Annotated in this window: 22 protein-coding genes and 1 tRNA gene; 9 read left to right on the top strand and 14 right to left on the bottom strand. The window is 61.7% G+C overall.

From position 1 onward, the window contains the following. A partial coding sequence (locus tag R2855_11460; protein MEZ4531627.1) for a nuclear transport factor 2 family protein occupies positions 1 to 263 on the top strand: 263 nt, incomplete at its 5' end. Between the two features lie 85 nt (positions 264 to 348). Here the strand turns inward: R2855_11460 and R2855_11455 are convergent. The 4 genes from R2855_11455 to R2855_11440 form a co-directional block, all read right to left on the bottom strand. After that, complete coding sequence (locus tag R2855_11455) at positions 349 to 2,775, bottom strand: SulP family inorganic anion transporter (protein ID MEZ4531626.1); 2,427 nt, start codon at positions 2,773 to 2,775, stop codon at positions 349 to 351. 472 nt (positions 2,776 to 3,247) lie between these two features. Further along, positions 3,248 to 4,345: an iron-sulfur cluster carrier protein ApbC gene (gene apbC / locus R2855_11450; GenBank protein MEZ4531625.1), complete on the bottom strand. Its 1,098-nt coding sequence runs from the start codon at positions 4,343 to 4,345 to the stop codon at positions 3,248 to 3,250. A 396-nt stretch (positions 4,346 to 4,741) separates the two neighbouring features. Next, on the bottom strand, positions 4,742 to 4,978 hold the full coding sequence (locus tag R2855_11445; GenBank protein MEZ4531624.1) for a hypothetical protein: 237 nt from the start codon (positions 4,976 to 4,978) through the stop codon (positions 4,742 to 4,744). 122 nt (positions 4,979 to 5,100) lie between these two features. Further along, positions 5,101 to 6,369 (bottom strand): ArgE/DapE family deacylase, encoded by a 1,269-nt coding sequence (locus R2855_11440; GenBank protein ID MEZ4531623.1) that lies wholly within the window; start codon positions 6,367 to 6,369, stop codon positions 5,101 to 5,103. Positions 6,370 to 6,506: 137 nt separating this feature from the next. Here R2855_11440 and R2855_11435 point away from each other — a divergent pair. Beyond that, positions 6,507 to 6,580, top strand: a tRNA-Cys gene (locus R2855_11435). A gap of 6 nt (positions 6,581 to 6,586) precedes the next feature. On the opposite strand, the gene R2855_11430 is transcribed toward R2855_11435, so the two are convergent. Then, positions 6,587 to 7,363, bottom strand: a complete 777-nt coding sequence (locus tag R2855_11430) for an alpha/beta hydrolase (GenBank protein MEZ4531622.1) — start codon at positions 7,361 to 7,363, stop codon at positions 6,587 to 6,589. Between the two features lie 199 nt (positions 7,364 to 7,562). Between R2855_11430 and R2855_11425 the strand changes: the two genes are divergently transcribed. Continuing rightward, on the top strand, positions 7,563 to 8,186 hold the full coding sequence (locus tag R2855_11425) for a response regulator transcription factor (GenBank protein MEZ4531621.1): 624 nt from the start codon (positions 7,563 to 7,565) through the stop codon (positions 8,184 to 8,186). An 82-nt stretch (positions 8,187 to 8,268) separates the two neighbouring features. On the opposite strand, the gene R2855_11420 is transcribed toward R2855_11425, so the two are convergent. Next, positions 8,269 to 9,279, bottom strand: coding sequence for an SH3 domain-containing protein (locus R2855_11420; protein MEZ4531620.1), 1,011 nt, complete (start codon positions 9,277 to 9,279; stop codon positions 8,269 to 8,271). A gap of 374 nt (positions 9,280 to 9,653) precedes the next feature. Here R2855_11420 and R2855_11415 point away from each other — a divergent pair, with 374 nt between their 5' ends. After that, positions 9,654 to 10,271, top strand: coding sequence for a hypothetical protein (locus R2855_11415; GenBank protein MEZ4531619.1), 618 nt, complete (start codon positions 9,654 to 9,656; stop codon positions 10,269 to 10,271). Here R2855_11415 and purD read toward each other — a convergent pair. From purD to R2855_11380, 7 genes are all read right to left on the bottom strand, one after another. Continuing rightward, entirely contained in the window at positions 10,258 to 11,574 is a 1,317-nt protein-coding gene (purD, locus tag R2855_11410; GenBank protein ID MEZ4531618.1) for a phosphoribosylamine--glycine ligase, read from the bottom strand. The genes R2855_11415 and purD overlap by 14 nt on opposite strands. A gap of 52 nt (positions 11,575 to 11,626) precedes the next feature. Beyond that, positions 11,627 to 12,226 (bottom strand): copper resistance protein CopC, encoded by a 600-nt coding sequence (locus tag R2855_11405; GenBank protein MEZ4531617.1) that lies wholly within the window; start codon positions 12,224 to 12,226, stop codon positions 11,627 to 11,629. A 268-nt stretch (positions 12,227 to 12,494) separates the two neighbouring features. Beyond that, positions 12,495 to 13,697, bottom strand: a complete 1,203-nt coding sequence (locus R2855_11400) for a L,D-transpeptidase family protein (protein MEZ4531616.1) — start codon at positions 13,695 to 13,697, stop codon at positions 12,495 to 12,497. Positions 13,698 to 13,952: 255 nt separating this feature from the next. Beyond that, positions 13,953 to 14,804 carry a carboxylating nicotinate-nucleotide diphosphorylase gene (gene nadC, locus R2855_11395; protein MEZ4531615.1) on the bottom strand — a complete coding sequence of 284 codons (852 nt, stop codon included), beginning with the start codon at positions 14,802 to 14,804 and terminating at the stop codon, positions 13,953 to 13,955. A gap of 4 nt (positions 14,805 to 14,808) precedes the next feature. Then, the gene (locus R2855_11390) at positions 14,809 to 16,089 is read right to left on the bottom strand and encodes a pitrilysin family protein (protein ID MEZ4531614.1); all 1,281 of its coding nucleotides are present in this window, start codon (positions 16,087 to 16,089) and stop codon (positions 14,809 to 14,811) included. Positions 16,090 to 16,102: 13 nt separating this feature from the next. Next, positions 16,103 to 16,609 carry a CinA family protein gene (locus tag R2855_11385; GenBank protein MEZ4531613.1) on the bottom strand — a complete coding sequence of 169 codons (507 nt, stop codon included), beginning with the start codon at positions 16,607 to 16,609 and terminating at the stop codon, positions 16,103 to 16,105. 8 nt (positions 16,610 to 16,617) lie between these two features. After that, positions 16,618 to 17,397, bottom strand: a complete 780-nt coding sequence (locus R2855_11380; GenBank protein MEZ4531612.1) for a PIG-L deacetylase family protein — start codon at positions 17,395 to 17,397, stop codon at positions 16,618 to 16,620. A 155-nt stretch (positions 17,398 to 17,552) separates the two neighbouring features. Between R2855_11380 and R2855_11375 the strand changes: the two genes are divergently transcribed. Beyond that, positions 17,553 to 18,263: a metal-dependent transcriptional regulator gene (locus R2855_11375; protein MEZ4531611.1), complete on the top strand. Its 711-nt coding sequence runs from the start codon at positions 17,553 to 17,555 to the stop codon at positions 18,261 to 18,263. Positions 18,264 to 18,301: 38 nt separating this feature from the next. Here R2855_11375 and R2855_11370 read toward each other — a convergent pair whose 3' ends face one another. Further along, a complete protein-coding gene (locus tag R2855_11370) occupies positions 18,302 to 18,763 on the bottom strand; it encodes a hypothetical protein (protein MEZ4531610.1) in 462 nt (153 codons plus the stop codon). A gap of 276 nt (positions 18,764 to 19,039) precedes the next feature. Between R2855_11370 and R2855_11365 the strand changes: the two genes are divergently transcribed. From R2855_11365 to R2855_11350, 4 genes are all read left to right on the top strand, one after another. Beyond that, entirely contained in the window at positions 19,040 to 20,098 is a 1,059-nt protein-coding gene (locus R2855_11365; protein MEZ4531609.1) for a rod shape-determining protein, read from the top strand. A gap of 138 nt (positions 20,099 to 20,236) precedes the next feature. After that, positions 20,237 to 21,055: a rod shape-determining protein MreC gene (gene mreC, locus R2855_11360; protein MEZ4531608.1), complete on the top strand. Its 819-nt coding sequence runs from the start codon at positions 20,237 to 20,239 to the stop codon at positions 21,053 to 21,055. Then, positions 21,045 to 22,466 carry a MurT ligase domain-containing protein gene (locus R2855_11355; protein MEZ4531607.1) on the top strand — a complete coding sequence of 474 codons (1,422 nt, stop codon included), beginning with the start codon at positions 21,045 to 21,047 and terminating at the stop codon, positions 22,464 to 22,466. Before mreC ends, R2855_11355 begins: the two co-directional genes overlap by 11 nt. Positions 22,467 to 22,468: 2 nt before the next feature. Further along, positions 22,469 to 23,266: a glutamine amidotransferase gene (locus tag R2855_11350; GenBank protein ID MEZ4531606.1), complete on the top strand. Its 798-nt coding sequence runs from the start codon at positions 22,469 to 22,471 to the stop codon at positions 23,264 to 23,266. Positions 23,267 to 23,274 lie beyond the last annotated feature (8 nt).

Here is a 23,274-nt window from a genome sequence, read left to right as displayed (position 1 = left end):
GACCGGCAGATGAGATCGTTTCGTATTTCGGCACCGTGGTGTCGTCCTATCCGGAAGCGCACTGGGAGGTGAGCGACATCATCGCCACCACCGATCGCGCGGCGGTGCAGTTCGTTTTCCGCGAGTTTTCCGACCGCCTTGGGCGCGAGATGCTATCGGAGCAGGTGGCCATCTTCCGCGTGGTCAACGGCAAAATCATCAGCATCGTCGGCTACTACGACACCACCGAGTTCCGTCGCCTCTTCTGGGACGAAGCGGTTTAGCCGCTCTCCCGATTTTCCCTTGCCTGGCGGACGAGCACACTGTTCTCCGTGGCGGTGGATATTGCTGCGCATTCAGCCTGACCGGTCATGACGATTCGTCCGGTGCGGACGAATCGGAAAGTGCATGGCGCATCTGGCGAAAGCCGAAAAAGGCATACGCCAACAGTGCTCCACCGCCTACAACCATCAACCACATCAGCTGCTCGAAGAACGACCGGGAGTCGTCCACCTGGATGAGAATGAACACGCCCAGGGCGATGATGACCCCGTTGACCCCGATGGCAGCCAGCCGGTCTGGTGTGCCTTCGGGAAGGTACCAGGCCCCCACGATGCCGGCGCTGCCGATCAAGATGAGTCCGCATCCCAAAATGAGTCTGGCGGAGCCAGTCGTCATGTCAACAGCCAACTCGGCCAGAATGAGGGCAATGCCCGCCATCATGGCGATTCCCGCGGAGAACATCCGCAAGCGGGCGCCCATGGCCGGCACCGCCACTGCATGCAACAGTGATTGGTAGATCCAGAAGCCGGAAACGAGTACGAGGATCACCCCGGTCAACCAGAGAAAGACGTTGTCCAGCAGGCCGGGAGAGAGCACACCGATGAGACCGGTGGCCAGGATGACAATGCCAGCCACCGCTGCCGATCTCCAGGTCGTGGCACGGTCTCCGAGGAGATTGGCGTCCAGGAAGTTCTTGGCGTGTGCCAGCAGATTCGAACGGTCGGCAAAGACTGACGCCATGGCGCCGGGTTGGTCCGCTGATTGGGCAGGCTCGGCGGCAGCTACTGTTGCTGGTTCAGGCTGAGTGGCATCCGCCTCGAGCAGCGTTTCGGCTGGCATCGTGCCGAGTAACCATTCGGTTCCCGCCTGGTATCCAGCGATTGTCGATTGTCCCAGCACCTGATTGGCCAGCAGCACGTTTTCTTCACCGATCAGGTCGAGATTGCCGGTCCGCTGCATGCGCTCTCGTGCCTGCGGCGCGACCCCGGTGAGGATGAGCCGGCCACCCTGGCCGCGGAGCTGCTCGGCATACTTGCCGACCACCTTGAAGAAGGTGCTGCCGACCTCCGCTTGTTCGCGGAGCCGCAGGACGACGACCGAGTGGACGGCAGCGGTTGCATCTGGCAGCTTCTCACTCAGGGTTCGCGCGCCGGCATAGAAGAGATTGCCCTCGACATCGAGGACGGTTACCGAGTTGTCTGTCAACGCTTTCGGGGGATCGGAAATGATCAGGCGATTGCCGTCGATCGAGACCTGCTGAATCCTGATATCCGTGCTGGACCGGTAGATGAAGAGAACGCTGGCGACAACGACCCCGAAAATGACGGCCTGCTGCAGCGGCACGACGAGCGTGGCAAGAAAGGTCAGCACCATCGCCGCCATCGACATCGACGAGGTGCGCCGCACCGCGCCGATCGCATCCCATTTGATCGACAGGGCAGCGGCATAGATCAGGAGGGCGGCCAGCGCCGCGTTCGGGATCATGCTCAGCAAATCGCTGAAAACCAGCACCACGATGACAACGACGACCGCCTGGATCACCGCGGCATAGCGCGATCGGGCGCCCGCGCTCACATTCAGCGCGGTCCCCGAGAGCGACCCCCCACCGGCCATTCCGCGGAAGAACGACGAAGCGATATTGGCAATGCCCTGTCCCATGAAGTCGCGGCTATTGCTCGTTTCGCTGCCATCGGGGTTTGGGAACGCCTGCGCCACGCCAGCCGCTTGCAGGAGGCCAACCACGCCGGTTGCGACACCTGCCAGCAGCATGGCTGGCACAACCGAGAGTTCCGGAAGCTGGATCGAAGGCAGCTCGCGGGGAATCTCGCTAACCAGGCTGACACTGGAAAAGTCGAAAATCCATTGCACGGCGGCGGCAGCCGCCAGCGCGATGAGCAAGTTGAACGAAGCGAACCTGGTTCGCCCCAAGAGAACCATCAGCACGATGCTGCCAACCCCTATGGCGGTGGTTGGTATGTCGACATCGCGCAAGTTCGTCAGAAGTTGCGCGGTCTTTTCGAGTTTGGTTCCACCTTCGCCCACATACCCGGTCAGGTCCCACAGCTGCCCCATGATGATGAGGGCCGCAATCCCTGTGAGAAATCCAACCATGACCGCGTTCGAAACGAACTTGATGATCATGCCCAACCCGAGCAGACCCATCGCCAGCTGAAACACGCCTGCGATCAGCGCCACGGCGATCAGCGCGTGAACCCGGTCGTCACCCGTTCTCGTTCCAAGCGCATCTGTCGCTACAAGCGTCATGGCGCTGGTGGTGTTGAACATCATGAGCTGCGTCGAGCAGGTCAGGGCGGCGATCGGTGTTCCGACCATGAGCGTGTAGATGCCATAGACCGGGTTGACTCCAGCCAGCACACCCGACGCCATCCCATCGGGAACATTCGCGATGCCGACCGTGATTGCTGCCAGGCCGTCCTGCTTGCTGACCGGGAGCTTTCTCTTCAGCCCCACGCGCTGGCCCAGGCCGCTCAACGAGTTCTTGATCTGATCCATGCCGGTCGTTACTCCATGCTCGGGCGATCTCTTCGTCTCTGCCGATTCACGTTGGTCGAATCAGCGTGCGTTCGATTGCTGACCGGCACGTCAGCGAACAGGGCTGACGTGGCGTTCGTCCGCATCGTGGCTTTCCGGCCCTGTCAAGCTCCCGCGCTCGACATCCATGGCCTTCATGGGCCGTCTTCTCGCATCGAGCGACGCCGGCAAAGCGACCTGGCGATACGTTGCTTCGTACACACCAAGTAAACACTGCTGGCGCTTGTTCTTGAATGCACCGAACGTGGTATTTGGGACGAGCCCGAGGACGTTCGCAGGGAGAGGCTACCGTGTTCGCTCGAGCCCTCCCGACATTGACCAGCTTCGAGGACGCCGCGTGAGCCGCATTTCGAGCAAGATGGCTGTGCCGCTGGTCGCTCTGACCAACGGCACTGCCATGCTGCTCAGCTGTGGTATACGCAATCGATGCTGTCTACACCGTCTTCAGCATGATCGTCGGTTTTCGTGGCTTCTTCGTGGCGTCGATTGCCAGGCGAGTGGCGACACGCGCCGCCGCCTGATCGAAGGCTTTGGCGGTGGCGGTGTCCGGATTGGCCACCACGATCGGGCTGCCAGTGTCTCCCCCGGCGCGCACGAGCGGTTCCAGCGGAATCTTGCCCAACAGCTCGACATTGTGCTCCCGGGCAATGCGCTCGCCTCCCCCAGTGTCGAAGATATCGTGGTTGGTGCCACACACCGGGCAGACGAAGCCGCTCATGTTCTCGACAATGCCCAGGATCGGCGTCTTGACCTCCTCGAACATCTTGAGACCCTTGAGCGCATCCGCCAGCGCGACGTCCTGCGGGGTGGTGACGATGACCGCGCCCGAAATGGGAATGCGCTGGACGAGGGTGAGCTGCGCGTCACCGGTGCCGGGCGGCAGGTCGATGATGAGATAGTCGAGATCGCCCCAGTCGACATCGTTCAGGAACTGGGTGATCAACTGCGCCACCAGCGGCCCGCGCCAAATGAGCGCCTTTTCTGGGTCGAGAATGAAGCCGATGCTCATCAGCTTCACGCCATGGGCCTCGATTGGGAGAATGCGGTTGTCTTTCATGATCGGGCGGTCGTGCGTGCCCATCATGAGCGGGATGCTTGGACCGTAGACGTCGGCGTCCAGCAACCCGACCTTCGCGCCGGTACGCGCCAGCGCGACAGCAATATTCACCGCCACGGTCGATTTGCCGACACCACCCTTGCCAGACGCGACGGCAACGGCGTTTTTCACGCCCTTGATGGGCTGCGCGTCCATGCGGCCGCCACCGCTGGAACGAACCTTGGCGCTCCATTCGATGTCGACTGTGGTGGCTCCGTTCTGGGTGAGCCGCTCGGTGACATCCTCCTGGATCTTCGGTTTCGAGGTCGAAGCAGGTGTTGGGAGCTCGATGAATACGGTCACGTTGCCGCCATCGACGATCACATCTTTCACCATCTTGAGCTCCACCAGGCTCTGGCCCAACTCCGGCTCGTCGACGGTCTTCAACAGCTCGAGGACGGATTCCTTGTCGAGCGTGGTGTTTGTATCGGTCATGTGAACTTTCTGCGTGGCGCCGCGGTTGAAGGATTTCCGAATCCCGATTCCGCGTGGGAACCCGGGAACTTACAAAGTGTAACTGAGCACTCGGCTCGATTCGGCTTCTCATGTGGGAAGTGCGCCAGTGTCGACCTGTCTGGCGTACAGGCGCACGGTGTCTCTGCATGCCGTGTGCCGCATGCTGCCTGCTATGCACTGGAGGATCCGCCTGCGAACCGAACAATCCTGTGCGTCATTGTTCGGGAACCCGGAGGCAATGCTCGTCGGTTGGGGGAGCCAGATTCTGAGAGCGAATGCCGGGAAGTCTAGACATCGGGTCTCGGGGCCAAAACGCACGCGGGCCCGGCGACGCGTGTCGCCTGGCCCGCCTGGTTCATTCGGGGAGATTCCGAACTAGAAATCCTCGCGCGGCTTGCTGGCGCCGAGATTGCACACGACGAGTGTGTAGACGCCGCCTGTTCCGTCAGAGGTCACCGTGATGTCGGTGATCTTGAGGTTCGGATAGGCCGAGTTGCTGCGGTCCTTTCCGAGCCAGGCGTTCACCTTGTCCATCGCGCCGCTGGCATCGGCCGCCGCGTTCGCGCTGTGGAAGAGGAAAACCCGAGTATCCGCTGGAGACATTTCGCTCACTTGAGCACTCCTGAAGCTCACCGGCCATGTTCATCATGGACGCGGTCTGCCACGACTGGCGCCCGTTCGATCCCTGTGACCGACCGAGCGCCGCTGAGTATACAAGCTGATTTCAGTAGGTTTTACGCAACTCCGCACCAATCCACCAGGAACGACGCCATGGTGCGCGCCAACCGAGGCATGGACGGCAGATCGAGCCATTCGTCCACCGCATGCGCATTGCCGCCTTCCGCGCCATAGCAGGTGGATGGCACGCCCTGGAAGATGTAGTAGCGCATGTCGTTGACAGCTGTTGTCATCCTGGGTTCGAGGGGAAAATCGGTTGCGTCCAGACTGGCGTTCTCGAGTGCGCGGATGAACGGATCGTCCACATCGATCGCGCACCCGTTGGTGTCGAATCCGTCATAGGTGACGACCGGCGGGTGCTCCTCCAGCCACGCATCTCCGGCACAGGCAGCGGCGATGGTCGTTTCGATGGTGCGGTGCATCTCGTCGCGGGACATATCCGGGAAGAAGCTCACCCGGCAGCGAATTTCGCAATACCCTGGCACGGTGCTTGGCCAATCGCCGGCGCGTATGGTGCCGATGTTGAGATTGATCGGGTGATCGATCCCCTCATACAGAGGATGCACATTGAGATTGAGATCGGCATCCAGCTGGTGCAGCGCCTGGATGATCGGCACCGCCTTCACGATGGCATTCACACCGAGGGTGGCCCACCCCGCGTGCGCGGACCGTCCCTGGATGCCGATACGGAACCAGATCACCCCAAGGTGCCCGATCGGAGAACGCCGTCCGACCGATTCGGTGACCAATGCGCCATCGGCTCGATCGCGCAGACTCGCTGCCAGCGATCCGTTGCCCGTGCATTCCTCCTCGATGACGGAATGGATGGTCAGGTCGCCCTTGAGTCGAATCCCGGTGTCTTTCAGCAAGCGTGGCAGGAAGAGATTGGCGGCCACGCCGCTTTTCATGTCGAACGCGCCGCGTCCGAACATCTTGTCGCCGACGATCTCCGCGCCCCATGGATCGTGCGACCATTGATCCACAGGCTCCGCGCTGACCACGTCGATATGCCCGTTCAGGATCATCGATTTTCCGCCGCCAGCACCAGCAATCTTCCCCGTCACATTCGGCCGTCCGGGAAAAGGGACTCCGCTATTGCCCGCGTTTGGTTGCGCATAGATCGACGCATCGAGATCCCAAACTTCGACCTCATCGGCAGAGCCTCGCAGATGATCCGCGACATACTCCTGCACGAGTGCCTCGTGGCCCAGTTCGCTGGGGCGCTTGACCAGTTCCGCAACGACTTCGATGAGTTCGTCGGTTCGCTGATCGATCGCCTCGAAGAGCGTTTGGCGTGCGTTCTCACTGCGTGACTCGGTCGACATTCTTCCCTCGCTCGTTTCGTCCTACGCGACGTTCGCGCCTCAAGTATCCCCGCGATCGCCAATGTACGGATGGCGCGCTTTGCCGCGTACGCAGGAGCAACACCGTGGTACACTCTGCCATCCCGAACGGGGAGCACGGCGCCATAGCCAAGCGGTAAGGCACGGGTTTGCAAAACCCTGATCGCCGGTTCGAATCCGGCTGGCGCCTCCAGAGCCCTCACTTCCCCCAGGTTCGTTCGAGAAACTCCAACACAACCCGGTCGAACGTCTCCGGCTGCTCGTAGCTCGGGAAATGCGCGGTGTCTGGAATCGAAGCGTATTCCGCCGATGGAAGCCGGGCGAGCAGCGTCTGGTTGCTTTGCAGCACATCAGGGAAGTCGTAGGGACCGTCGACGAGCAGCACCGGCTGCGTGATGCGTTCCGGTTCCACTGCCGGATCGGGCAATTCCTCCGGGAGGGGGTGGGCAGCGTGGCGCGCCCATATCTCCTCGTTTGCAGCCCGGAAATAGTCGCGGACATGGGAGGCAGCTTGCCCAGGGCGTCGCCCCTTGCCGTCGACCCAGCCTTCGATCTCGATCTCGTTTGCCAGCGCGTGCTCGCCCCGTTCCCAGGCCGCGTCCGCATCGGTCCAGACGGCTTCGAGTTCTGCCGACGTGACCTCCGGACGTGCCACTGTCGCGGATACGAGCACCAGCGGACCACACCATTCCGGGGCTACCAGCGCCGTGAAGAATGCCTGCGATCCCCCGAATGACGAACCGATCAGCGCGGTGGGTTCCCCGATCTCCTGCTCGATGAAGCGACTAATCTCCTCCGGATAGGAAAACGGACCGCTCGGCGTTCCTGAGTCTCCGTACCCGGGAAGGTCGATCAGGTAGCAGGAGTATCTCTTACCAAAATCCGCTTGTTGCGGTTGCCACATCTGACGGTTGGCGAGTCCTGAGTGAAGAAAGAGCACCGGTTTTCCTGAGCCAATGCGGTCGAAAGCGATCAAGCACGTTCTCCAACGATAAAGCGGACGTCCAGGTCATGTACGTACATAGTACTAGCGTCGCGCATGGAGATGCCGATCACACTATGTTCGCGGACGCTTCTGCTCACTACTATCGAACCAGCCGCCGGGGTGCGTGCCCGGCGTCATCGTTCGATGGTGGGAGCGAAATCGCCGAATGCTCGCCAGGCGTGTGCTGCTCGTGAATCAACAACCAGTCTTCCGATCTGGTCTCCGGATGGCGGTAGAAGCCGCCGGTGGCTTTCTCGTGGTGGGGGAGGCGTCGAGTGGCTACCGGGCCATGCAAGAGGCGGAACGCACCAAACCGAGCCTGATGCTCGTAGATGTCGATCTGGCCGGCATGAGCGGCTATGCCATCGTGGCCGCGTTGCTCCGCGCCGCGCCCGGGAGGTCAGCTGTGCTCCTCTCGGAGGATGTCGATCATGATGTCTATGATCGCGCTCTGGCGTGCGGCGCGGCCGGAGCGGTCTCGAGCCGTCTGTCAGCCGATCAGTTGGCGCGCGCGTTGCGGCGGGTGGCGCGGTCGCAGCCGCTCTTCTGGGAGCCTGAGACGCCCCCGGCGCGGCCGAACCCACGAATTCGGGGAGGGATGGCGCCGCCGGGGCTGACGTTACGTGAGCTCGAGGTGCTCGATTGTGTCGCGCAGGGGTTCTCGAACAGAGAGATCGCGGACGCTTTGTTCGTCAACGAGCAGACGGTCAAGAATCACATGACGTCGATCTTTCGGAAGCTGGATGTCGATGACCGGGTGCAGGCGCTATTGCTTTCGATCAAGCGGGGGTGGGTCGACTTCAGTGCAGGGTAGGTACTGAGTCTTGCGGAACGCGAACGGGGCGACGGTATCTGCCGTCGCCCCGTTCCATGCCATGAACTGTCGCTGCGAGCGGTTACTCCGGCGAGAGCAGAGACCCTGCTGTCCAACCGGTGGTGCCGTTGTAGGTCACCCGGAACCACGACTGCCCACCGGAGTAGACCGGCGTGTTGTTGGCGATGAAGACCGTCGCGCCCTGCGGAGCGCTGCCGATGATGGTGCCGCTGCTGCTGGCGGTCGCGCGAATGTTCGCCGGACCGTCCGACACGACAGCGTAGTCGCCAAGATAGAGACCGCCCTGGAAGAAGGAGCCGGCCACGTATCCGGTCGTGCCGCCGGCGGTGCGCACCGGGTACCAGGTATAACCGCCCGATGTGGTCGGAACGCCAGTCACGCGGACCGCCTGATAGATGTTCAGGGTCATGACCACCGGGAAACTCGTGCCAGCGCCCGAGCGCATGTTCACCGGAGGATCGTTGACCAGAATCCAGGACTGCACGCCAAATGCGCCAGACGGCGGCGGTGTGCTGGAAAGATCGAGATAGAGTCCCGCGATCCAGCCGGTCAGCGATGTGGCGTACTGGATCTGGTACCAGGTGTAGCCATTTGCAGTCTGGGGTCCTCCGATGACCTCAGCCAATGCCCCGGTGTCCAACTGATCGATGATCGAATACGTGGTTCCCGGGCCACTGCGGATGTTCACGTTGTTCGACGTGACCACCACATCGTCGCCAATGATGAACCCCACTTCGCCGAGGAACTCACCGGCGACATAGCCGTTGGTGCTGTTGGCAGTGACATACCACCAGTTGTAACCATTGGCGGCGGTGGGGCCGCTGATGACCTGGACGAGCGTGCCCGTGGAGAGCACCTGCACGATGGTTCCGCTTGTGCTTGGCGTCGCTCGTTGATTGAGCGGCCCGTTGAGCACCATGGCGTCCGTTCCCGGCGTGATCGCCGCGGCTTCGACCGCCTCATCCTGCGCGCTTACCGAGCTCGCGCTCCAGCCCGTCGATACCCCCATGATCGCGATGAGCGCTGCCAACAGCACGACGCCCACGCGATTCTGTACCCCAAGTCTCCGCATCGCTCCCTTGCCTCCAGTAGATGCGGTTACGCCCCCCAGCGCTTGGCATCCGCGGTCGTATCTGTTTCACTCGCTATCGATATTGCGTACCGCGGCGACCCCGGTGAAATCGCAGTACGATCGTGTGGCCGAATTCGAGCGGGGACGTTGGGCTGGCCAGCGTTCTCGGGAAACGGACGACAACGGAATCGACTATCGAGCGAACCTACATGCGCAGTATTGCAGATCGTTGACTCGATGGCAATCATCTGTGCGCGCGTTGCTCGAAATCTGGGAGTTTGCTGGCTCAAATGGGAACTCAGATGAAAATAGTGCGAACGTTCGCGGTATCCGACCGATGGCGAAACCGGTGGCCTGGAGCGGTTGCTGGCTGCATGCTGGTGACCGGCGTGGCCAATCCGGCCACCGCTGCTGCCCTCGAGACACGAATCGAATCGATCGAGCATGGGCTGCGCGAGCGGTACAGCAGCCTTGACCGTGCGGCAATCCGCGCGTTGCCGCCATTCGACGCATACGACCGTTTCTACAAGCAGTTTGGGCAGAACTACCATGTTCTGCACCAGGTCGAGTCGGTTGCTCTGAAGGGAAAGCCGATTCCGAGACGGGCGGCGCTGGTCGAAGCCGCGTTCGCCGAGGAACTGCAAAGCGGCTTGCTCACCGCGATGCATGATGCAGACGCGATTGGCCCAACGATCTTGACCGATGCCGCCACCGGCGCCGAGACCTACACGCTCTACAACGGCAAGGAGGCCGTGCTCGATCCGGACGACATGTTCATGCGAGATGAACAGGGCATCCTGACGTCGGTCATCAAGGGGCCAGCCGCATACGGCCTGGTGACGCCAGAGACGACCAGTGTGGCGGTCTGCATCTATGCGCCGGTGGGCATTGGCAAGGATCCCGTGCGGACGCACCTGGAAGCAATTGCCGAAAACATGCGGACGGTTACGGCGACTGCCGAGGTGCAACTGCTCGAGGTCATTCAGGCGTAACCCGGACAGCGCCTCGACGCTCTGGTGTCTCGTTTGCGGTGATTTCGCGTGTTGCGATGTCGCTTCGGAAGTGCATTCCCTCGAACGAGATGGTTTCCACTCGGTCGTAGGCACGTTCACGTGCCTCGGCCAGGTCCACACCCGTGCCAACGACGGTCAGCACGCGGCCACCAGCGGTCACGATATCCCCATGCGCGTCCTGGCGTGTCCCGGCCTGGAAGACGACGGTTCGGTCGACCCGCTCTTCGAGCCCTTCGATACGTTGGCCGGTCTCATATGCGCCAGGATAGCCACCAGCGGCCAAGACTACCCCGACCGCAGCGCCGTTCGACCGATCGATCGACTCCACGGTGTGCAGTTCTCCGGTCGCGGCGCGATAGAGCAGGTCCGCAAGATCGTTCCGCAGCAACGGGAGCATGACTTGGGTTTCCGGATCGCCGAAGCGGCAGTTGAACTCGATGACCTTTGGGCCGTCGGCTGTCACCATCAGCCCCGCATAGATGACTCCGATCATCGGGGCTCCCGCGGCGCGCATCGCGGCGGTGGTGGGCTCGATGATGGTGGTCATGATCTCGTCCAGGAGCTCGGAAGTTGCGAATGGGGCGGGCGAATAGGCGCCCATGCCGCCCGTGTTCGGTCCCGTGTCGTTATCGCCGACGCGCTTGTAGTCACAGGCATTGGAGAAGAGCCGGGTCGTGACGCCGTCGCAAAGCGCGAAGACCGAAAGCTCGGTTCCGGCAAGATACTCCTCGATCAGGCAGCAAGCGCCAGCCTCGCCAAGCGAGCGGTCCAGCAGGAACGAACGAAGCGCGTTCTCGGCGGCTTCTCTCGTCTGAGCAACGACCACACCCTTGCCAGCTGCCAGGCCATCGGCCTTGATGACGACAGGAAGCCCGAACGGTGTGAGCTCTGAAAGCGCGGTGTCGAGGTCGGAAACGGCCACGCTGCGGCCGGTCGGCACACCAGCCGCCGCCATGATCGTTTTGGCCCAACGCTTGCTAGTCTCGATCTGCGCGGCGGCTCTGGTGGGACCAAAGCACGGGATTCCGATCCTGCCGATTTCATCGGCGAGGCCGAGCGAAAGCGGAGCCTCCGGACCGACAACGACCAGGTCGATTTCGAGCTCCTGCACCGCATCGACGATATCCCGCACGTCGTCGGCGGCAAATGGCAGATTGCGCGCGACATCGTTCGTGCCTGGATTCCCCGGCGTGCAGAGCAGCTCGCTGACCAGCGGGGATTGCGCCAGTTTCCAGCAGAGCGCGTGCTCACGCGAACCCCCACCGACCACGAGGATCTTCACACCGGCTTCCTTTCCTGATCAGTCGGATCCGCGCCGATTGCGTTGGTTGCGACTACTTTGGGTTGCGGTCGAATGGATGGCGCTTCGGCCGCACCAACCGCCAGAACCCGTAGATCAAGAGCGCCGCCAGGACTCCGGCTCCGAGGGCGATCGCAAGCGCGCGATCGTCGATATCGGCAGGTTCCGCCTCGGGCTGTGCCTGGAGAGAGCCGCTCACCTTGACGGTGGGCGATGCTGCCGGGGACGAGACCGGAGATGCGACCGGGGTGCCAGATCCCGTCACGGTGAACTGGAACGAACCCGACTCCTCATCACCGTCCTCGGCCGACTTCGAGGTCCAGGTCACGGTGTAGACGCCACCAGGAAGACCGGCCTTCAGCGCGACGGTCAAATGCTTTCGATCCGGGTCCATCAAGTCGAGTTCGGCATCGCCCTCGTGCACTGCTGTGCCAGCCGCGTCGGTGACTTCGATCTTCGACCCTTCGGCGATCTCTTCGGTGAACCAGATCTCGATCCTGATCGGGGCGGTTTCGAGTTTCGCGTCGGATTCAGGGAGCGAACGATCCAGCTCTGCATGGGCCAACACGCCAGAAGCTCCGGTGACGAAGCTGAGCAGCAGAAGCGCGATGGCGAGAAGTTTTCCGGGTTTCATGACATCCTCCCGCGTCGTATCGGTGGCAATTCTACCTGTCGTCATGAGACAGGATGGCGTTCGATGCACCAGCAGGCGTCCTCGGTCACTGTCGATCAGCACTGAACAAGCTGCCGCGCATCCGCGTACCGAAGCGTCCATGCGCGCTCGTCAACGGGCCGATCCTGGGCGCGATTCGGATCGTGGGCCGGGCTCCCCAAATGCATGTGCCAAGGGCCGCTGATGCGGCCCCCGGTCGTTGATCTGGACTGGCGGGAGCTGCGGGCGCCTAGTAGTGAATCTCCACACGGGTGCCGACATCGGCGATGCCGTAGAGCCACTCGGCGAAATCCATCGGCAGGTTGATGCAGCCGTGGCTCATCGGCGTGCCGAAGTTGTCATGCCAGTATGTGCCATGAATGGCGTGTCCCATGTCGGTGAAGTACATGACCCATGGGACATCCGGCACGTTGTAGTACTCGCCCCCCAGGACCCCTTCCATCGTCTGGAACTCCAGCTTCGAGTTGATGTAGAAGGTGCCTGGCGGTGTGTCGAACCCCTCGCGGCCCGTGCTGACGTAGGTTTCGGCCAGCACGATGCTGCCGTCCCAAACCGTCATGTACTGGGCGCTCAGATTGACTTCGATCCAAAGCTCACCAGACACGCCCTGTGGCTCGGGTTCAGGCTCTGGTGTTGGCGCAATGAAGAGGTCTTCGGAGTAGGTGGGATAGTCGCTGGTCGGCGTCCCGGTGGTGTCGAGGTTGTACTGCTTCGCCAGGATCGAGCCGACCGGCAACATGTAGACGCCATCGATTTCGGACCAGGCGAGCTTGCCGCGTTCGAAGACCTGATAGCGCACGCCCTTGCTTCCCTGGAACTCTTCCGAAATCGGATTGCCCAGATAGTCCGCGCCACCGGTGCTTTCCCAGAAATCCTTGAATCCGTGCTGCACCGTGTGGCGGGTTTCCGGAACATAGGTCCGCGTGGCGCTATCGGGCTGCGCGGCTTCGGAGTCGGAAAGCGGAACCCAGGCGCGCGTTTCGTTCGCGAGATAGGACAGGGTGCCCACGCCCGAGCCTTCGCCGGACAGGTTCGGAACCGTGCGGAAGACCGTGACTGGCTTCAGTTCCGCTCCGATGTTGCCGAGGTGGACGACAATGCCGTCCGGGTCTTCGGGAACGTATTCGAAACGGGCGTACTCGTAGTACTGCACCGTGTGACCGTCTTCAGTGAGTTCCGCGGTGATCGGATTGCCATAAGCATTCGCACCGCCGCCGGCCCGCCACTGATCGAGGAAAACGCCATCGATTGTCTGGCCGGTTTCCGGAATGAAGACGGTCCGTGGGGCAGACCAATCAGACTGCGCAGAAGCCTTGACCGGAAATGCGATCAGGGCAATGAGCGGAACGAGTAGACCAAGGAATGCGAGTGCAGCGACACTCGTAGCCGATACGCGCCGTGTGGCAGCGCGTGTTCCCCCAAACGCCAGCATAGTCCCCCCGAGACATACTTGGACGAAGGCGGCCAGCGCCATGATGTGGCAACCGGTGCGCCGGTAGGCATGGAAAACGCCCGGCGGCTCGAACTTTCCGCGCCGTTGCGGAAGATACCGAAGCGGCGGGCCCGAAAGGCAGGGTCGACGTGCAGGGGTATCGACTTTCGAGTGATGGGCGTCGAACGACCACGGGCCGCATGGTAGCACGCCGAACCGCGAATTCAAGCCGGATAACCGGAATTCATCGAAAATTCAGGTTCGATCGAGCTGAAAGTCGAGACTGATATCGAGCGACGGGGCCGAATGCGTCAAGGCTCCCGATGAGATGAGATCGACCCCGGTTTCCGCCACAGCACGCAGTGTTGCGAGCGTGATCCCTCCAGAGGCTTCCACCAGGGCGCGGCCGTCGACCAGACTCACAGCCTCCCGCATCTCATCCAGCGACATGTTGTCGAGCATGATGATGTCCGCCTGCGCGTCCAATGCCTCCCGCACGCCTGCCAGGTCGACAACTTCGACCTCGATCTTGGACGTATGCGGGGCACGGCGCTTCGCGGCGGTCACCGCGTCACGAATCGGGTGATCTCCGCCGATAGCGGCAAGATGGTTGTCCTTGATGAGCACCGCATCGCCCAGGTTGAACCGGTGATTGCTGCCGCCACCATGACGTACGGCAGCTTTCTCCAGATAGCGCAGACCTGGTGTCGTTTTTCGCGTGTCGATGACTAAGGCATTCGTGCCCGCGACCTGCGCGACATATTCGGACGTGATCGTGGCGATACCTGACAGGCGCTGGATCAGATTGAGCGCGGTTCGCTCCGCTGCCAGGATCGAGCGGGCGTTGCCGGAAATTCGCGCCAATGCGTCGCCTTTGGTCACCCGGTCGCCGTCTGCCACGAATGGCTCGAACCTCACCGTTGGATCGACCCGGGTGAAAACGGTCTGCGCGGTCGTCAAACCGGAAATGACTCCGTCCTGCTTCGCAAGCATGATCGCCGTTGCCCGACGATCGGCGGGCACGGTCGATTCGCTGGTGATGTCACCCTGCGCGAGGTCTTCGCGCAGCGCCAGGTCGATCAGTTCCAGTGAGGTGTCGTAGCGCATCGGTCTAGTTCAGCGTCAGCACGTCGCGGAATTGGTCGTCGTTTTCGAACGGACCGATCAACGCGAGGCTCAACAAGTCGGACCGGAAAAGCTCCTTCGAGAGTTCATGCACCTGCTCGGCGGTGACGGCCTCGATCTTGGCTGTTACCTGCTCAGGCGTGAGGATTTCGCCATATACGAGTTCTTGCGAACCGACCCAGCTGGCCATCGAGCGGCTGTCTTCCAGGCCCATGAGCAAGCGACCCTTGCGCAGCTCCTTCGTTCGGTCGAGTTCGTCCAGCGGAACGCCCTCATCGCGCAGGCGGGCGAGCTCGTTGCAGATCGCGCCAATCGCCTCCGGGACCCGTTTGATGTCCGTCCCGGCGTAGATGACCCCCTGGCCGACATCTTCATAGGGTCGGAAGTAGCCGTAGACCGAATAGACGAGACCGCGTTTCTCGCGGATCTCCTGGAAGAGCCGTGAGCTCATGCCGGAGGAGAGAATCGCTTCGATGGTTCCTTGCACGTACCGCCGTTCGGTCGTAAAGGGCAGGGCAGGCATTCCGATGCAGAGATGCGCTTGTTCGGTCGGCCGTTCGAGGACATGCAGCCGTTTCTCGGATTGCTCGACCTTGGCGGGCACATAGGTGTCCGGTTCACCATAATGTTGCAGATTGCCAAAGTACTTTTCGGAGAGCTCGACGATGTGGTTGTGTTCCACATCGCCCCCAGCCGCGACCACCATGCGCTTGGGCAGGTAGTTGCGCTTCCAAAAATCGACCATTTGCTCGCGTGAGATGGCGTTGACTGTTTCGACCGAACCAGCAATAGGGCGGCCGACCGGATCGGTCCCCCAGATGACTTCGTCGATGATCTCGTGCACGAGCTCTTCCGGCGAGTCCTCGGTGCCGCGAATCTCCTCCACGATGACCGAACGTTCCTTGTCGAGCTCGGCAGCATCGATCAACGAATCGTTCAACATGTCGGCGAGGACATCGAAAGCCAGATCGGTCTTGGTGCTGGGGACCTTCGCCCAGTAGTTGGTCGATTCCCGCCCTGTGCCCGCGTTGAGGATGCCGCCCACGCCCTCGACCTCTTCCGAGATCATCATGGCGTCCGGGCGCTTGGTGGTGCCTTTGAACAACATGTGCTCGAGAAAGTGAGACACGCCCGCGACTTCCGGCTGCTCGAAGCGGGAGCCGACATCGAAATAGAGGATCAAACTCGCCGATTTCACCCCCGACATGGGGCCGGTGACGACGCGCACGCCGTTATCGAGCACGGTCTTGTCATACGGGAAGGACAATGAGCAGCTCCTTTTAGTTCCCTGTGTGTTCAGCGGCAATCGCCCGATCGACCGCTTTGAGCAATATCGACAATGCCTGGAACGCCGCCTGGTCGATTACGCGCGCACGGTCACCTTCGAAATGGAATTCGAACGCTTCCAGCCAGGTCGGTGTTGCAATACCAATGTAAACCAGACCGACTGGCTTGCGCGGTGTTCCGCCAGTGGGGCCCGCGATTCCAGTCGTGGAAACGGCAATTTCGCTGCCGATTACCCTGCGCGCGCCGAGCGCCATTGCCCGCGCGCACTCCGGGCTGACCGCGCCTCGTTCGTCCAGCACGGACTGGGCCACGCCCAACACGTTGTGCTTGACCTCGTTCGAGTACGAGACGACTCCACCCAGGAAATACTCCGAGCTGCCCGAAACCGACGCGATTCGGGATGCCACCGTCCCGCCAGTGCACGATTCGGCAGTGGCGATGGTGGGGCCGGAGCGCGATGCCAGCAGATGGTTCAGCTGGATCTCGAGTGGTTCGGGCATCGTCGTGGCTAACCTTCGGTCTTCATGTAGCGGAAGTCTTCGGCATATGCCACCGGGGGGGTGCGCTTGGCGCCGTCACCCGCCGCCCACTTGCGAAGCGTCGGTCCGGGATCCCAATCGCCCATCTGGCTCTTGTGTTGCCGTAACGCCTCGATCTTGCGGTCGATGACATTGGTGATATCGACCCAAACATCGGCCTTCTCTGAGGTGGAGATGTAGACCTCTTTGATCTTGATCGGCTCCAGTCCTTCCTCCAGCAACTCCGGAAAGTAGTTTCGGTTGCCTGCAGCCGGGAACACGGCTTCGATCGCCGCAACGGCGACGGCGCGGTGATCGGGATGATTGATGTACTCATTTCCAAAGAACCAGCTCGTCGGGTCCTGGCAGACGACGACATCGGCACGGAACTGGCGAATGACCCGTACCAGATCTCGCCGAAGCGCGAGATCGGGAACCACCATGCCGTCTGGCCGGTTGAGCTGGACGAACGTTCCAATGCCGAGGATCGCGTTGGCAGCCAGTTGCTCCTGGTGACGCGTCTCTCGCAACTTGTCCGGCGTCATGGCCGGATCGTCACTACCGCTGGATCCGTCGGTGACGACGCAAAGGCAGATTTCCTTCCCTTCGTCTGACCAACGCGCGGCCGTTCCGCCACTGCCGAATTCCATGTCGTCCGGATGAGCGGTGATGATGAGAACGCGATTGCCTTCCGGAATCTCACGCGGAACGACCTTGTCTTCGTCCAGATCGGCCTCGGCCCGAATCTCTGCTTTCAACTCTTCCGCCACACTCGACTCCTCGTTACATTCATGCTCGTTCGGCGATCGGCCAGACCATCGGAGAGGATACCAGCGCTTCGGCAAGAGCTTGACATCGTGCGATTCGACGACCAGCATTCGGATAGACGGAACGCCGTCGAAGGCGTTCGTACGACGAGGCAATCGTGTCAGCACCCAGTCATCGACCTTCCAGGGAGCGGTCCGCGGACGATCTTCCTCATGTCAGCCATGCCATGGAGGACTATCTCAAGGCCGCGTATCGGTTGAAGATGGACGGGAAACCAGCGACCACGCAACTGCTGGCCGATGAGCTTGGCGTGTCCGGGCCATCGGTGACGAACATGGTCAAACGGCTCGACGAGATGCGTCTTGTCAGGCACACGCGCTATCAGGGTGTGGAGCTCACTCCTGCCGGTGAGAAGATCGCCCTCGAAGTCGTGCGGCACCACCGGTTGCTCGAGCTCTATCTGGCGGAAACCCTCGGCTATCCCTGGGATCAGGTGCATGACGAGGCGGAGAAGCTGGAACACCATGTCTCCGACGAGCTCGAAGCGCGCATGGACTTGTTTCTGGGGTTTCCAACGCGAGATCCGCATGGCGATCCGATACCCAGCCGGGATGGCGTGGTTCCGGAAGACACCGATCTGTTGTTGGCGGACCTCGAGGATGGATTGCCGGCAACCGTTGTGCGGGTCTCGGACCGCGATCCGGTCCAGCTTCGCTACCTGGCCGAACTTGGACTCATCCCGGGCGCGCAGGTGACGATTCTCGAACGGCTCCCGTTCGACGAACTGACTCGCATCGAGGTTGGCGCGCAGACGCATGTCATCGGCCGCCAACTCTCCCGGTCCGTCTGGGTCGAACGCCCGGAGTGATCGATGCCCAGTGTCGAAGCGCCAGGTGCACCAGTCCTCTACCGATTGGAGTCTTTCGACGCCAGCAAGAGGAGTCCTGTGACCGTTTCCTTGCGGCGGAAGAACTGTCGAATCTCGTTCCAGAGATCGGGGTACTTGCGGTAGAGCTCCAACAGTTGCGGGCTGAACTCGATGTCGCCCTGCGCGCGTTGCTCCGTCATGAACTCGGTCGAAAGCAGGTCTGCCAGGAAGATCGGACCAACATCGACGAATTTTTCCCGATAGTAGGCATGGAGGCGCGAGATCTCTTCGAGGTCGAGCGGCCGTCCCTGGTCGTCTGAGAACGCCGCCCGCCAATCGACCGCGGCAAGCAACTCGCTCAAGAGGTCGATGCGTTCCCCGGCTCGCGCCCGCGCAACGAGCTCGACGATCTTCTGCCGGTCGAGCGGCAGCTCATGCGGAGTCTCGGGTAGTTGGGACGAAAGCTCGTCCGGCAATGCCTGGCGAATATCGAAGCTCATGCACTTCCTCCTGCATCTGTGCGCAATTCAGGAGTTGGCGTACGTACAGATGTATTTTGCCGAATGGTCGAATTGGTGCGCATAACGTCCGCGATCGGGTTCGCGGAGGCTGCGCAGAAGTTGTCATAATTCGATTGTCGTAGCAGCTGCGTGCTACACTTTCCCATAATTTTGACGCTCTCATTCCTGTATCAGCCACATGCGTTCAGCGATGAGTTTGCAGGCAAATCGCGATGCTCAGGCGTGTAATCAGAACGCCGATGGAGACTCCAACTGATGATACGTCCTTTGGCTGCCCTCTTTGGGTTCTTTAGCCGGGACCTGGGTATCGACCTCGGCACCGCCAATACGCTCGTCTATGTTCGTGGCAAGGGAATCGTCATCTCCGAGCCATCCGTGGTTGCCATAGACACGAAAACAAAGCGTGCGTTGGCTGTGGGGGTCGAGGGCAAGGCGATGGTCGGCAAGACGCCGGAGAGCATCATTGCCGTGCGGCCGTTGAAAGACGGCGTGATCGCAGATTTCGACACCGTCGAGATGATGCTGCACTACTTCATCCGCAAGGTTCACATGCAGCGCATGATGGCGCCGCACCCGCGCGTGGTGATTGGTATCCCGTCCGGTGTGACCGAGGTGGAAAAACGCGCTGCCAAGGACGCGGCGCTTTCTGCCGGAGCGCGCGAGGCGTACACCATCGAAGAGCCGATGGCCGCGGCGATTGGGGCGGGGCTCCCGATCAACGAGCCGATTGGCAGCATGATCGTGGACATCGGCGGTGGAACCACCGAAGTTGCAGTCATCTCCCTGGGCGGTATCGTGGTCAACCACTCGATCCGCGTGGCAGGCGACGAGATCGATGATTCGATCATTCAGTACGCCCGGCGCGATCACAACCTTGTCATCGGCGAGCGAACGGCGGAGAACGCCAAGATCGCCGCTGGTTCGGCCTATCCGCTCGAAGAAGAGATTCGCGTCACCTTGCGGGGACGCGACTTGCTCACAGGCCTGCCGAAAGCGGTCGAAGTCAGCTCGGTGGAGCTGCGTGACGCGATCTCCCAGCCGGTGAACACGATTGTCGAGCTGGTCAAAACCGCCATCGAAGAGACGCCGCCGGAATTGGTGGCCGACATCATGGAGAACGGCATCGTGCTCGCGGGCGGCGGCGCGCTGCTGCATGGACTCGACCGGCGGCTCCAGAACGAACTGCGCATGCCGGTCTATCGGGCCGAGGATCCCCTTACCTGTGTGGCGCGCGGAACGGGGCGCGTGGCCGAAGCGTTGCATCTGTATGAGCGCGCGCTGGCCGGCGGTCAGGAGCTACGGCCCACAGGCTAGCCCCTGCGCGACCTGACATAAATTCGGGATTTTGTCGAAGAATTCGGCCCTGAATGCTATGCTGCCATGCCCGCCGCGTCTTGCGCGCACATTGGCGCTGACGCGTGGTTTTCCGCATCGAATTCCGAGGTTTGTATCTTGTCCACGATTGGAATCCGGCAGACGATCCTGCTCGTGATCCTCTTCATCGTGGCTGCCGTCGCGCTGATCGCGCTCGACAACAGCTCCGCGCTGGCTCCGTTGCGCAGTGGATTGCGGGGAACGGTCGACCCGGTCGTTTCCTGGATCGACCGCGTCACCGACCGTGACGGCGAACCGACACCGCTCGAAGTCCAGCTCGAGCAGGTCACCAAAGAACGAGACGAACTCAAGGCCGAGAACGCCCAGCTGAAGGCGGAACAGGCCGCGGTGGCGCAACTCCAGGATGTGCTGGGTGTGCAGGAGGCCCATCAGGAATGGAACTTGCTCGTCGCCAAAGTCATCAATCCTGATCCGAGCGGGTTGCAGAAGCTCGTCACGATCGACAAGGGATCGGCGGACGGGATCAAGGTTGGAATGGCAGTGGTCGATCCCAACTATCTGGTCGGTGTCGTGACCGAAGTCGATGAGCACACGGCCCGCGTGACGCTGGCGATCGATGCCACGTTTGCCGTGGGCGCTGAGCTGCAGGATTCGAATGCCACGGGTATCGCATATGGGCAGTGGCAGAACGGTGGCCGCATGGAGATGCGTCACGTGAGCCGCGAGATTTCACCCAAGGATGGCGAGATCATCGTGACGTCTTCCGATACCGCGCAGATTCCTCCCGCCATCATCATCGGGCAGGTGACCGGCGAACCGTCGATCGACAATCAGTCCGACTCGCAGACGATTCAGATTCTGCCCGCCACCGATTTCGACAATCTCTCGATCGTCGCCGTCATCGTGAGCGTGGGGGAGGAGAGCAGTGGCTCCTAAACCGTCGCTTGGCGGTGTGCGCCAGGCTGCGTCGATCTCCGCATCCAAAGCGACTCTCGAGGTCTTGCGGCGCTCGGGCCGGGGTGGCACAGCGGCGCCCGGGCTGGTCGCATTACAGATCGACCCTCAGGTCGTGTCCAAGATCGCACGCAGGTTGCCGCATGGGGCGGTGGTGGTGGCCGGGACAAACGGCAAGACGACCACGTCACGGATGATTGCCGACATCATCGAGGCCGCTGGACTGAAGGTGATTCACAATCGCTCCGGGTCGAACCTGGCGCGGGGCGTGGCGGCAACCTTCGTGCAGGGTTCGTCGTTGACTGGGATGCCGGACGGTGAGATCGCGGTCATCGAATCGGATGAGGCAGCGCTGCCGGAAATTCTCCGGCTCGTCAACCCCAAGCTGCTGGTGCTCAACAACCTCTTTCGCGACCAGCTCGACCGGTATGGCGAGCTGGACACGGTTGGCCGCAAATGGAAAGCCGCGTTTGCCACATTGCCAGCATCGACTCGTTTGATCGTCGATGTGGACGACCCCACGCTGGCCACAATTACCAACGGCTTGACCGCGGCGCGTTCGACATTCGGTTTGTCTGCCCCGGAGCACAAGCTGGCTGAACTGCCACACGCCGCGGATGCGGCGGTCTGTCGAAGCTGCGGCGCTGATCTGTCCTATCGCGAACTCTATCTCGGACATCTGGGCGACTGGTTTTGCCAGAGCTGCGGCGCAGCGCGTCCAGCGCTGGATGTCGTGGGCAACGATGTACGGCTCGACGCCATGAATGCCCTGACGATGACGGTCACCGCGACCGATGGGCAGATGTTGCAAGACGCAAACGTGCATGTGCCCGGAATCTACAACGCCTACAACGTCACCGCCGCGGTGGCCACTGCGTTCGCGCTCGGCATTCCGTCCCACACCATTCGGAAAGCGCTCGATGCGTTCCAGTCTCCGTTTGGACGTGCCGAGCGGGTGCACTTCGAGGGACGCGACATCTCGATTGCGCTGGTAAAGAACCCGGTTGGCTTCAACGAAGTGCTGCGCACCATCACCGGGGGTGGCAGCGAGCTGGGCGCGCCCACCTTGATCGTCATCAATGACGAGTTCGCGGATGGGCGGGATGTCTCCTGGCTCTGGGATGTCGATTTCGAAATGCTTGCCGCCGGAGCGCTTCCCATCGCGACGGCTGGAATCCGTGGCGCGGATATGGCGAATCGGCTGAAGTACGCCGGTGTGGACGAATCGCGCATCGTCGCGCTGACCGGACCTATCGAACGCGCGCTGAAGGACTTCCTGGCGAAGACGAGCGCGTCGCCGGAGGTTTCGATCTTGCCAACCTATACCGCGATGCTCGCGATCCGCGAGGCGCTCGGTGATGCCGGCGCGGTCGATCGGTTCTGGGAGGAATAACCATGAGCAAGAAGCGCACGCTCCGTATCGGTTGGCTGTATCCCACCAAGATGAACATCTATGGTGATCGGGGAAATGTCATCGTGCTCTCGCAACGTGCTGCCTGGCGCGGGATCGAGGCAGATGTGATCGGTCTCGATATTGGCGACGCGATCCCTGATGACATCGATGTCTTCTTCTTCGGGGGAGGGCAGGACCAGGAACAGATCGCGGTCTCGAACGACCTGGCCGGAAAGAAGGGGGAGCAGTTGAGATCGGCCATCGAGCGGGGCGCCGCTGCTCTGACGGTCTGCGGCGGGTATCAGCTCTTCGGGCACGCATATCGGCCGCACGACGCCGCGCCCTTGCCGGGTATCGGCATCTTCGATGTCGAAACCGAGGCGAGCAACGAGCGCTTCATCGGCAATGTCATCGCCGAAAGCGAATGGGGCGAGCTGATCGGCTTCGAGAACCACAGCGGCCTGACCTGGCTTGGTCCAGGAGTGGAACCGATGGCCCGTATCGTGCATGGACGGGGCAACAACGGCCGTGACGGCACCGAAGGAGCCAGGTACAAGAATGCGCTTGGCTGCTACCTCCATGGTTCGCTCTTGCCCAAGAATCCCGCCCTCGCCGATTGGTTGATCGCACGGGGACTCGAGTATCGAGGGCAGGCCGCCGAGCTCGATCAGATCGATGATCGGCTGGAGCGCGAAGCGCACCGGTCAGCAGTTGGCCGCGCAAGATCCGAGCGCCGAGATGACCCCAACCCATCGCTCCTGCGCCGGATTGCCGCCTACGCGCCGATTCCACGCAGTTAGCGAGGAGC

It is taken from the genome of Thermomicrobiales bacterium (assembly GCA_041390825.1).
Classification (GTDB): Bacteria; Chloroflexota; Chloroflexia; order Thermomicrobiales; family UBA6265; genus JAMLHN01.
This window is presented reverse-complemented; position numbering and strand designations above follow the sequence as displayed.